Below are 11,597 nucleotides of genomic sequence, written 5' to 3'. Positions count from 1 at the left end.
GTTTTCAGCCTCCAGCTCCTTTAAACGTTTGATATCGGAGGTTTCCATACCACCGTATTTTTCCCGCCATTTATAAAAAGTCGAATTGCCGATGCCATATTTACGGCAAAGCTCTTTGACAGGAATACCGGCTTCAGCTTCTTTTAAAATAGATACGATCTGATGTTCAGTCATCTTTTTCATGTTTAAATCCTCTGTTGGTTAATGAAGAGAATTTTCTACTTCGGAGCTGTACTATTTTAGGGGGTAGTTACAGAATGACCAGACTGTTTTAATCTATCTTAATGATAAACTAATGTTTTTAAGGGTAAATCGTCCGAATTTTCCCGATTGGTCACGCTTAAATCAGCGATAAGTAATTGGATATATTTAAACAAAAAGGCCAATACTAATCAGGTATTGGCCGGTATATGAACAAGTTTAATATCGTTCTATTCAAATCTTCACAATTTTACTCGCTGAAGATGCATTCGATGCTTAATGATATCTGCCAGTTTTTTAATTCCTTTGTTAATTTTTTCTTCCGGAACGGTAACAAAAGCCAGCCGCAAGCAATTATTTTTTTCAGTATAAGCAAAGAAAGTTTCACCAGGGACGAATACTACTTTTTGGTTGATGGCCTCGCTTAGCAATTCAGTAGCATTGATGTTTTCTGGTAATTCAACCCAGATGAACATACCGCCTTCAGGTTGATTCCAGCTAACTTCTTTAGGCATATATTGTGCTAATGACTGCAACATATACTGACAGCGTGTGCTGTAAAGTTGACGGATTCTCGGAATGTGATAGCTGAGAAAATTGTTTTTGCTCAAAATCTGATAAGCAATGTATTGTGTCAGGCTAGGTGTATGTAAATCTGAAGCCTGCTTCAATTGTACCAATTTGCCGATAAATTGTTTGTTAGCAACTACATAACCCAAACGCAAACCCGGGGTTAAAATTTTTGAGAATGAACCTAAATAGACAGTATTTTCTGGTGCCAAAGTATACAGACCGGGCAGTCGCTGGCCTTGATAATCCAGATCGCCATAAGGGTCATCTTCAATCAGTACTAAGCCGTTCTGTTTTGCTTTTGCTGCTAAAGCCTGCCGCCGCTGTACGGGCAAACGCCGTCCGGTAGGGTTCTGGAAATTGGGAATGCAGTATAGGAACTTCGCCGAGCTTGCCACTTCATCATTGATAGATTCAGGAATTAAGCCTTCATTATCACTGGCAATGGCTACATACTCTGGACCGTACTGATTAAAAGATTGTAATGAACCCAGATAAGTTGGTGTTTCGACCAGTACTTTATCGTTGACATCAATTAAAGCTTTACCGATTAGATCAAGTGCCTGCTGTGAACCAGTCACAATCAGAATCTCGTCTGCGCTGATTGAGATTTCATCACGGTTAGACAAATAATTGGCGATCCATTGACGTAGTGGGGCATAGCCTTCGGTTGGTCCATATTGCAGAGCGCCGTAGATGTCATTGCTCTCCAATACAGTATTAACGGCTGTCTGAATTTCTGCTAGTGGGAATGCATCTGGTGCCGGCAGGCCACCAGCAAATGAAATCATATCAGCTTGTTCGGTGACTTTCAGGATTTCTCGGATGGTTGAGCTTTTTGAAGTCTGCACACGACGGGAATATTTCCAGTGCATAAATTAACTTTCTTAAATGATGATATGTTTATTCTAGTGTTTAAGTTTAGCTGTTATTTATAATTATTTAAATGGTGAATATTAACAATAGTTAGGATAAGAAGGCGTCAAATGGTCTGCATTGCTGTAAGATATCCTATCAACAGCAATATTTGTAATGGGTGGGAAATTTGATTATGAAGCTAAACAGAGAAAAAGTAGCGTATCGGCAAAAATTTAGGCAAATACGCTACATATTGTTGTGCATTTGAGCTAATCAGACAAGTATTTACAGGCAGGCTGTTTCGCTAGCCAGCAGATCGGGTACAGTTTCGCGTTGGCGAATCAGGTGATGTTCTGTACCATTAACCAATACTTCGGCGGCACGGCAGCGGGTATTGTAATTGCTGGCCATACTGGAAGCATAAGCACCGGCACTTTGAATCAATAATAAATCGCCAGCTTTTGCCGCAATAGTACGGTCTTTGGCCAGAAAATCACCGGTTTCACAGATTGGCCCCACTACATCAGCAACAAATTCATCTGCTGTTGTCGGACAGGTATTAAGAATGTTGTGATAGGCCTGATACAACGAAGGACGCATCAAATCATTCATGGCTGCATCGACAATAACAAAGTTCTTTTCTTCACCGTGCTTGATGTATTCAACTGTGGTGAGCAATCCACCGGCATTACCTATCAGGCTGCGCCCGGGTTCCAGCATTAACTGCAACTTGCGTCCGGATAGTAATTGGCTGACTGCTGTTGCATAGGCAGTTAAATCCGGCACATTTTCGTTCTGATAAACAATACCTACGCCGCCACCTAAATCAATGTGTTCTAACTCAATATTTTGTTCGGCCAGTTTGTCTACCAGCAGCAACATGCGTTCCAGTGCTTCAATTAATGGGGATAAATCGGTTAGCTGTGAACCGATATGGCAGTCAATTCCAGTAATTTTTAAATGAGGCAGTGTGGAGGCCTGTTGATAGGCGGCTAAGGCATCCTGATAGGCAATGCCAAATTTATTTGCTTTTAATCCGGTAGAAATATACGGATGGGTATGAGCGTTGACGTCTGGATTAATACGTAATGATATCGGTGCAATTTTATCTAGATTGGCTGCAATAGTATTAATGCGCTCCAGTTCAGCCAGCGATTCAACGTTAAAACAGCGAATATTGTTATTCAGGGCAAATTCAATTTCAGCTTTACTTTTACCTACGCCGGAAAAGATGGTTTTGCTCGCATCACCACCTGCGCGTAACACTCGTTGCAGTTCCCCAGCGGAAACAATGTCGAAACCACACCCAAGCTGAGCGAAGTAGCGCAGAATGGATAAATTGCTGTTAGCCTTGACCGCATAACATATCAGCGGCTGTAAAGAGGCAAAAGCTTGCTGATACTGGTTGAGGGCAGCAGTCATTGCCTGCTGGCTGTAAACGTAGAGTGGCGTGCCATATTCAGCGGCTAGCGCAGAATAGGGTATTTGTTCACATTTGAGAGAATCAATCATGTTGGGGTAGATTTTTCTGGTCAATTGGGTCGATAGTCAGGCCGGTTTGTACTACGCCATATTTGGCTTTATCGCCTTCCTTGGGCAGATACAGGTCACCTTTATAACCACAGGCAGACAGGATGCTGGCTGCAAGTACACCTAAAAATAAAAAACGAAGCATTAATCTGGCTCTCTATGGTGTAAATGGCAGGTATAGTGAGACTGCCATAGCGGATAAAACTAGGATTTAGACATATTATATGGCAAGATAACAGTTTGAATGTAATAAATTGTAGAGTTACGGTAAGCAAAATGACCGAAAGTGAATTTTTACAGTATAGCGATGATCTGTTTGGCCACGTTGAAGAGCGTATCGATGCTGGTGGTTGGAATCTGGATTGTGAAGCCAGTGGTAATGTGCTCACGATAGAGGCAGATAGTGGAGAGCAGATTATTGTTAACCGTCACGCTGCCACTCAGGAATTATGGATAGCAGCGAAAAGTGGTGGCTATCATTTTGCCTGTCAGCATGGGCAATGGCTGTCAGCACGGGACGGCAGTGAGTTTTTTGCGGTATTGAGTCAGGTATTATCTGCTGCCTGTGGTGATGAGGTACAAATTCCGGTATTAAACTGATTTTTGCTAAGGGGAGATTATGTTACACACCTTGATTAAACATGATTTAAAAGCATTACAGGCTTTTGTGGCTATTGTGGAATGTCAGGGTGTGACTGCGGCACAAAAGCGGCTGAATATGTCGCAATCGGCCATCAGCACTCATCTGGCTCATCTTGAGGAAAGTCTGGGGGTGATTCTGTGCCGACGTGGTCGTTCTGGTTTTGCCTTGACTAAGGCAGGCCATCAGCTATACGAAGCCTGTACTTTATTGTTACAGGCCACTAATGAATTTCACCGTGAAGTGCAGAATATTAAATGGCATCGTTCGGTATTATCTGGTACGTTGCGCATTGGACTGGTTGAGTATCTCTCAACGGATTTTCAACGTGTTCTCAATCAGGTTATTGCCAGTGCCTATCAGCATTATCCGGAATTACGGCTGTCGATAGATATCTGTGCACCACAGGATATTGAAATTGCCATTGCCAATAATCAGATGGACTTTGGTATTGGCTATTATTACAGCTTGCTGAAAAATCTACAGTATCAGTTGGTATTTGAGGAACGTGAGTATATTTATTGTCATGCTTCACATCCGGCAGCTAAGGTTAAAGATTTAACCCTGAATTTACTGGCTGAAGACTATCAATGGGTAAAACGCACTTATGCCCGTCAACAAGAAGGAAATGCTTTGTTGAACGGTAATACAACCGCAGTGGCACATAAGCAGCAGGCGACGCTGCTGTTTATTCTGGCCGGCAGTCATCTTGGCCTGTTATCGGAAGAAGTGGCCGAGCCTTATGTGCGCAGCGGTGTACTGGTACCTTTGCTGACTCAGCAGGCAACCAACATTGTGAATTATTTTGCACTAACTCGTCCGACACCAGATCCGCGGGTGAACTGGTTTCTTGGTGAACTCAGTGGGCTATTGCCTTAATGTCAAAATAATATAGACATTGCTGTTAAGTGCTATAACTCATTTTGGGCGGTATAAGGAGTGCTCAAGATATCAATGGTTTTGGCTAGTGCTTTAAATATTGCCTGACGATAGGCCGGTAAATGTTGCATCTACAAAGCTGCATATCCCACATGCGATTGCGCCTTACGTAATGCTTTAAAATTCCCGATACTGCCACTACAGTGTACGTACCCAGATGCAATTCTGCTGCTAAAGAAATTTTTTAACGTCAGGCGACGATACAGTCTTTTTTTGAGCGGACGCTCAAGGTTATATCCAAATAGCGAAGTACCAACATTACCATGCCGGACAATGCCAACAAAGGCGCTTAACGGAGGTTTGGAGGCGAAGTGTTCTGTAGCCGGATAAGCGGCAAAATTGTTTAATTGATAATTCACGGGACGCAGACTGTAAAACTTGATAAAACCAGTGGTTACATTATGCATACCGGTTGCCGACGCTCCAGCTCGAGCTGGCTTTTCGGTAAATCGGTATCTGCCTGTATGGCTGCGTGCGCAATGGTTGTTTGTGCTGTTTGGGGTATCTGCTTTAGAAAGTGAATACTGCGGACTGGCGGGTGAATTACATGCAAGCACGTATATTCTGCCTGCTGAATCTTCGATGTAATCAAATTCTACCTGACCATGATAGTGGGTTTATGCAGCAAAATGTTAAACGAACTGGCGAATTTTTATTTTGTGTACCGAATCAAAATAAATGCCTGAGCCGACGCGGTATTTTGGGTGGTAGCAGCTATGGGCAACGAGCTGACCATGTCGGATGATGCTGTAGCTATAATATTCTTCCCCTTGTATATATTGCTGTGCCACCCAAGGTTGTTGTCGGGTTGCACGGATTTAGCTGTATTCAATAGTCAGTGGGCAGGTCAGGGTACGGGTGGCAAAGCACGAATACACCAGTTTAAACCCCAGTGCTTAGCAGTTAAAAAATGCGGCAAACTCGGTTTGATTAGTTCGCAAAAACGTTTCGGGAGCAGCAGCCGGCCTAGTTTTGCGTAAGCTGGGTAAAAAAGCCTTTGTGATGCAGTTGCGTTAATAGTGAGTAGGACTAGTAAAGAGCTGGCAGGGGTGAAGCTGGTGAATAAGCGCATTGGCAGAAGCCAGATAAAACGCTATTTCGTAATTTGGAATGACAGTATCAATTTTCTGGCGTACCAGCAATTGTATCAGTTGTTGCCGCCACTGTTTAGCCTGCTGTTTGGGTGGGGGCATGGGATAAGTGCATGTATATCTGCTAAAACGGCTTAATGCGTAGCCTCATCTTTCAGCCATATGTACCCGATGGTCTGCCTTGGCCAGCAGGTATGTACATGGCAGACTGGCAGGTAATCTGACCCCCAGAATAAGAATATTATGCATAGCTGATATAGTGCTTTAAATAGAAAATATCAGAATGGATGAGCATTGAATTATTCTGGCTTTTTAGCTCTCTTTAATGATGGTTGGTTTGGTTGTTTATTTAAACTAATACAAATTATAAAAAACTATATTTTATGCCTAAATATTATTTAGTATTAACAAGAGTTTCACATGCTGAGCACACCAACTTTATATCCTCTGCGGTAGTACGCCAGTTCACAAATGCCGCACGTATGCCTTTTTCATGATTAAAAGTGGTTGGTGTCATAAATACAAGGCCAGTTTTATTTAATTTTTGCAGAAATTCAGCGGTATCACATGCCGCGGTAACTTTGAAGCAGACAATATTTAAACGTACCTCAGCCAATAATTCAAAATAACGGCTTTCACGTATATAGTTGCCAAATGCGTGTGCCAGCTCAATAGAGTTATCCACAATATACCGATACCCTTCTCTACCATAGGCCAACAGGCTGAATAACACCGGTAACGCTTTTAGTCTTCTGGAATTTTCTGGCAAAATATTCATGAAATTAAAATTTTCCAGTTGATTTTCCAGATAAGGAACGTTGCTATTTTTAAACTGATTAAACTGTAATTTGAAATGTTCCTTTCGCGTGAAAAAGCAGGCGTTTTCGTAAGGTACGTTTAACCATTTATGACAATCTATGGCAATGCTATCGGCCATTTCCCAGCCATTGAGTAAATGCTGATATTGTGAAGAGCAGGCAGCAAATGCACCAAAGGCTGCATCAATATGAATCCAGCAATTATAGGTGTGTTTCAATTCCATAACTTCCGCAATAGTATCAAAGTCAGCGGTATTAGCTGTGCCCGCATTTAAAACCAGAATAAATGGTTGATGCTTGAAATTATCTTTAATAAATAGTTTTAATTTGGCTACATCAATGGCTTCGCGCTGATTTGAAAGAGTAGGAATGGTAATCAGCTTATTTCTGCCTAAACCGAGCATTGCCAATGATTTTAATACGGATGAATGAGGTGTAGCCGAGATAACTGGCAGGGAGAGATTTGTCAGACCATCAGCAGCAATATCCTGCTCAAGCTGCGTGCCAAACCATTGTCTGGCCACTGCCAGCGCAGAAAAATTTGCCATGGTCGTACCGGTGACAAATCCGCCGGTAAATGTTCTTGGTAGATTGAATAAATCCAGTAGTAAATCAATTGTCTGAGTTTCAATACGGGCAGATACATCACCCTCGCCATTGATAGCCTGAGTATTCTGATCGTAAATAGTGGCCAGAATATCGCCCATTATGGCCGCTGGTGTGCTGCCACCGGTAACAAAACCCCAATATCTGGGGCCGCTGGAAGCGACAATAAGCTCTTTAAACTGAGTATTAAATTGATTTAAGGCCTCTAGTCCGCCATGGCCTTGGCTGGGTAGGTCTAATTGCTGCAAACTATATTGATGTGGCTGAATTAATCGACAACATGTTGGAATACTGTCGAGGTTGTTTAGAAAATCGATAGATTGATTAAAAGTATTTTCTAACAGCTCATGGATGGTAGTTAAGTCGTTTTTTAAAATTTTATTCATATTTCTCAAATATATAAATTTGTTGTGCAGCGATTGGCTAACTTTTTAATTATTGAAGCAATTTAAAACCTAACCGATAATGTCTTTGCATAAAACCATATAAATCTGCTTGGTCATAGTAATAGACTTTTCTGGAAAGATTCAAGCAGACACCTTAAAATTAAAATCTGATTTGTATTCTAAAGCCTGTCTATCGTGAATGAATTTGATTTTATTCGTCAATACCTACATCGTCAGCAGCAGGATAAGCAACTTATTCTGGGTATTGGTGATGATGCAGCTATCATACGGCCTCGTAGTGGCTATGATTTGCATTTCAGTACTGATATGCTGATAGGCGGAACACATTTTTTCCCTGATGTTGCACCAGCAGATCTGGCGCATAAGGTACTGGCTGTCAATTTGTCGGATATGGCAGCCATGGGTGCCAGTCCACGCTGGGCTTTGCTCAGTGTGGCGTTGCCTGAACTAAATAAAGATTGGTTAGCAGCGTTTTGTGATGCTTTGTTTGCACTTGCCGCACGTTTTGGTGTAACACTGATTGGTGGCGATACCACCAAAGGCAACTGGGTATTTAATGTTAATATTATTGGCGAAACCCCATGCCAGCAGGCCTTACGGCGCGATGCAGCACAGGTGGGTGATGATATCTGGGTGTCTGGTCTGCTTGGACTGGCTGCGGCTGCTCTGGATATGCACTGGAATAAAGCTACCTTACCTGCAACGGTATTTGCCCAGTGCGAAGAGAGAAGACTGCGCCCAGAACCGCGTGTAGCTTTGGGACAGGAACTATTGTCTCTGGCACATGCAGCACAGGATATATCTGATGGTCTGGCGCAAGATATCGGCCATATTCTTAAAGCCAGTAAAGTTGGCGCAGAAATTAATGCAGATTTAATTCCTACGCTGACAGCGTTACAACAGCAACCAGCACTCACCCCGGCGCAGCTTAGATATTGGCTGTTGGCCGGTGGTGACGATTATGAGCTGGTGTTTACTGCCGCACCAGCGCAACGTGAGGCAATCATAGTCGCTGCCGAGAGAACCAGCACGCCTGTAACCCGCATCGGTGTTATTACCGCAGGCGCTCAATTGCATTTACATGATCATGCCGGTAACGTGATACAACTACAGCAACAAGGATTTGATCATTTTGGCTAATACAGAAACAACAATGACACCAGTTACGCCTACATGGCGTTGGCTATGTAAGCATCCTGTCTGCTGGCTGGGCTTTGGCTTTGGTACAGGGCTGGCACCGAAAGCACCTGGTACATTCGGCACATTGCCGGCCATTCCACTGGCGGCATGCTGGCTGCTGCTGGATTTACCTTTCTGGTACAACATTGTATTGGCAGTGCTTTTGTTTCTGGTGGGTATTTTTATTTGTGATTACACCGAAAAAGCATTACACCGGCAGGACTATGGCGGCATTGTCTGGGACGAGATTGCCGCTATGATGCTGATTTTATTCTGTATACCAACGAATTGGATGTGGTGGCTTGCTGGCTTTGCGGTTTTCCGGTTCTTTGATGCAGTGAAACCTTGGCCTATCCGCTGGTTTGATGCGCGTATCCACGGCGGTTTTGGTATTATGCTGGACGATTTGATTGCAGCTCTGTTTAGCCTGCTGGTGTTATTGCTGGCTGTATATCTGCTGGTTTAATCAGGCAGGAGTGTTGAAAACAGCTTAAACAGCTAAATCTTTAGTCAGTAAGCAGTTAGAATTAAGATATGCTATGCTTTAGCTACGGCTGTTATAGTCATAGCCGTTGATGATAATAAATGAAATATTGATTGGGAAAAGGAAAACAGCATGAATAGTCAGCTTTGGTTATATGTGTCAATTGCTGCAGTAATCGGACTGTTGCTTGGACTTGGTTTGATGTGGTTACTTTTGCGTGGCGGTAAACAGCGCCAGCAGTATCAGACAGTGAAAGCCAGTTTTGATAACTATCGCCAGCAGGTAGACAAACATTTTATTGATACTGCCGGTGCTATAGATGAATTGAATCGCAGTTACCTGAAAGTATTACAGCAACTGAACGTTGATGCACAGCAGTTAATGGACAAAACAGCCATGCAGGAGCAGTTGCAGAAACGTGGCAACAAAAGCGTTACTCTGGCATTTATGACGCAGTCTGATAACAAAAATCCACAAACCGATGATTCGTCTGTACCTTATACTGATGTCACTGAAGCCGCGGTCATACCGATTAATGGTATGCCGGATCAGGTGCCAGACCGCATTGGACCAAATGTTGGACATGCACATGAACAGCTTACTCAACCCAAGCATGTAGCACATGATAATGTAATGGCAACCAAAGGCGAGGATTTACAGCAGAGTAAATCCTGAGCACCGTTTCTTCAGGTGTTATCCCTAGCAGGCTGTGACGGTATTATTGTCACAGCCTGATATTTTTATCACCCTCAACGCACAAATACGATATTGGCCGGTTTTTTCAGCCGCTGCTTCAATAGCTTTGGTAAAAGGGGATGGAAGTACCAGTGTTGTTCATCCAGTCGTATACAGCCGGCCTGTGCTTCTAAGACTACTTCTGTTGCTGTTGCTGCTTCGATTTCAGTAAGCTGCAACTGATGCCATTTGCCCCAGTCACAAACAGGTAATAACGGCGCATATTGTAATACCAGCTCATTCTGTTTCTGCGTCGCTGCATCCAGCCGACAGTTGCCATCACATATTCCCGCTGCCTGATTCGGGCAGGGTTCATTGCGGCCAAGACTCTGGGGTGTGATATCCAGCACTGCCGGACATAAGCCATAACGGCGTGCCCAGTCGGCCAGCGCCCGCTTGGCGGCACGCGGATGCATAAATAACCCATAAGGAGGTTGTGCCAGAATACCCTTCCTGAGCGTAATAATCCGAGCCTGTAGCTGACCATGATGGTTGGCAACAAAAGAAACTGTATACCATTTGGCTGGTGTAACCGTTGCATCAGAATATGGTTGTGCTTGTTGTTGCAATTGATAATGACCTTGCAGCCATAAGGCATGCAAAATGCTGTTAGCCGGAACAAAATCAATAGCACAGATTTGTTGCCATTGTCTTTGCACATTTTTATCCTGTAATAGCGTGCAGGTATCAGTAAATGCGCGTTCCTGTACCATCATTACTGTTGCCTCATGTCGCGCTTGTTGCCACAGAATCAAACCCGGGCTGTCTGGTAAAGCATATAAATGTTGGCGTAATTCGGGTTTGAGCCATGCCGGCAAATAGCCCGGTTTAATCAGTGCATGCCATTGTGCCAGCCAAACAGGAGCAGTCTTGTCATGTAAACTGCATTGCAGAAACGCGGTCAGTGCCAGTACATCTCCCATTGCGCGATGACGTTCGATAGCGGCAATACTAATCGCAAAACGCTCAATAATGCTATCCAGATTATGTTTAAAGTATTGTGGATATAATTTGCGTGAAAAGGGTACAGTATCCAGAGTTGGTGCAGCAAAACTAATATGGCAGCGTGCAAAAGCATGGCGCAGAAAAGTATAATCAAAGCGACTATTATGAGCTACCAGCAAGTGCCCACGTAGCAATGGCAACAGTTCTCCGGCAATATCAGCAAAATTAGGTGCATTTTGCACCATTTCATTGCTGATGCCAGTTAACTGAGTAATAAAATCGCTAATGGGTTGTTGCGGATTAAGCAGCCACTGATGACGACTGATATTCCCATGGTGAAAGCGCACAATAGCAATTTCGGTAATTCGGTCGTGCTCAAAGTGGCCACCAGTAGTTTCAAGATCAACAATGGCAACAGGCAAGGGCAGCGTAAACAAAACCGCTGCCAGCTCGGCAAATGCAGCGGCGTCATTATTAGCAACAATACTCATGACGCAAACAAAAACGCAAAAGAATCGCCATTTTATACCAAAATGTCTTGCTATACAGTGAATATACCATGCAGTAATATTGGCAAAAATTTAGGTATCTGGT

The 11,597-nt window shown here is 43.3% G+C and carries 14 protein-coding genes; 5 read left to right on the top strand and 9 right to left on the bottom strand.

Annotation, left to right across the window (positions count from 1 at the left end; all coding sequences use genetic code 11):
* The 4 genes from MJ764_RS10040 to lptM form a co-directional block, all read right to left on the bottom strand.
* On the bottom strand, window positions 1-183 hold a 183-nt coding region (locus tag MJ764_RS10040), incomplete at its 3' end, for a transposase (protein ID WP_239326644.1).
* 260 nt (window positions 184-443) lie between these two features.
* On the bottom strand, window positions 444-1,646 hold the full coding sequence (locus MJ764_RS10035; protein WP_239326642.1) for an aminotransferase-like domain-containing protein: 1,203 nt from the start codon (window positions 1,644-1,646) through the stop codon (window positions 444-446).
* Window positions 1,647-1,914: 268 nt separating this feature from the next.
* Entirely contained in the window at window positions 1,915-3,141 is a 1,227-nt protein-coding gene (lysA, locus tag MJ764_RS10030; RefSeq protein ID WP_239326640.1) for a diaminopimelate decarboxylase, read from the bottom strand.
* Window positions 3,134-3,304, bottom strand: a complete 171-nt coding sequence (gene lptM, locus MJ764_RS10025; RefSeq protein WP_239326638.1) for an LPS translocon maturation chaperone LptM — start codon at window positions 3,302-3,304, stop codon at window positions 3,134-3,136. The genes lysA and lptM overlap by 8 nt, the downstream gene beginning before the upstream one ends.
* A 131-nt stretch (window positions 3,305-3,435) precedes the next feature.
* Here lptM and cyaY point away from each other — a divergent pair, with 131 nt between their 5' ends.
* Both cyaY and MJ764_RS10015 read left to right on the top strand, forming a co-directional pair.
* Window positions 3,436-3,759: an iron donor protein CyaY gene (gene cyaY / locus MJ764_RS10020; RefSeq protein WP_239326636.1), complete on the top strand. Its 324-nt coding sequence runs from the start codon at window positions 3,436-3,438 to the stop codon at window positions 3,757-3,759.
* 19 nt (window positions 3,760-3,778) lie between these two features.
* Window positions 3,779-4,678, top strand: coding sequence for a LysR family transcriptional regulator (locus MJ764_RS10015; RefSeq protein ID WP_100090179.1), 900 nt, complete (start codon window positions 3,779-3,781; stop codon window positions 4,676-4,678).
* A gap of 131 nt (window positions 4,679-4,809) precedes the next feature.
* Here MJ764_RS10015 and MJ764_RS10010 read toward each other — a convergent pair whose 3' ends face one another.
* The 4 genes from MJ764_RS10010 to MJ764_RS09995 all read right to left on the bottom strand — a co-directional run bounded on the left by MJ764_RS10010 (window position 4,810) and on the right by MJ764_RS09995 (window position 7,639).
* Window positions 4,810-5,145: a hypothetical protein gene (locus MJ764_RS10010; RefSeq protein ID WP_239326634.1), complete on the bottom strand. Its 336-nt coding sequence runs from the start codon at window positions 5,143-5,145 to the stop codon at window positions 4,810-4,812.
* Window positions 5,133-5,330, bottom strand: coding sequence for a hypothetical protein (locus MJ764_RS10005; RefSeq protein WP_239326632.1), 198 nt, complete (start codon window positions 5,328-5,330; stop codon window positions 5,133-5,135). The genes MJ764_RS10010 and MJ764_RS10005 overlap by 13 nt, the downstream gene beginning before the upstream one ends.
* A 421-nt stretch (window positions 5,331-5,751) precedes the next feature.
* Window positions 5,752-5,931, bottom strand: a complete 180-nt coding sequence (locus tag MJ764_RS10000) for a hypothetical protein (RefSeq protein ID WP_239326630.1) — start codon at window positions 5,929-5,931, stop codon at window positions 5,752-5,754.
* A gap of 292 nt (window positions 5,932-6,223) precedes the next feature.
* Window positions 6,224-7,639, bottom strand: coding sequence for a pyridoxal phosphate-dependent decarboxylase family protein (locus MJ764_RS09995; protein ID WP_239326628.1), 1,416 nt, complete (start codon window positions 7,637-7,639; stop codon window positions 6,224-6,226).
* 195 nt (window positions 7,640-7,834) lie between these two features.
* On the opposite strand from MJ764_RS09995, the gene thiL reads away from it, so the two are divergent.
* From thiL to MJ764_RS09980, 3 genes are all read left to right on the top strand, one after another.
* Window positions 7,835-8,800 (top strand): thiamine-phosphate kinase, encoded by a 966-nt coding sequence (gene thiL, locus MJ764_RS09990; RefSeq protein WP_239326626.1) that lies wholly within the window; start codon window positions 7,835-7,837, stop codon window positions 8,798-8,800.
* Window positions 8,801-8,813: 13 nt separating this feature from the next.
* Window positions 8,814-9,305 (top strand): phosphatidylglycerophosphatase A family protein, encoded by a 492-nt coding sequence (locus tag MJ764_RS09985; protein WP_239326648.1) that lies wholly within the window; start codon window positions 8,814-8,816, stop codon window positions 9,303-9,305.
* 150 nt (window positions 9,306-9,455) lie between these two features.
* On the top strand, window positions 9,456-9,998 hold the full coding sequence (locus MJ764_RS09980) for a ZapG family protein (RefSeq protein WP_239326624.1): 543 nt from the start codon (window positions 9,456-9,458) through the stop codon (window positions 9,996-9,998).
* 74 nt (window positions 9,999-10,072) lie between these two features.
* On the opposite strand, the gene MJ764_RS09975 is transcribed toward MJ764_RS09980, so the two are convergent.
* Window positions 10,073-11,494, bottom strand: coding sequence for a 3'-5' exonuclease (locus tag MJ764_RS09975; RefSeq protein ID WP_239326622.1), 1,422 nt, complete (start codon window positions 11,492-11,494; stop codon window positions 10,073-10,075).
* Window positions 11,495-11,597: the final 103 nt, after the last annotated feature.

The sequence above is a fragment of the Snodgrassella gandavensis genome (genome assembly GCF_914768025.1).
GTDB lineage: Bacteria > Pseudomonadota > Gammaproteobacteria > Burkholderiales > Neisseriaceae > Snodgrassella > Snodgrassella gandavensis.
Note: the sequence above shows the minus strand (reverse complement) of the source record. Positions and strands in the feature narration are given on the sequence as shown.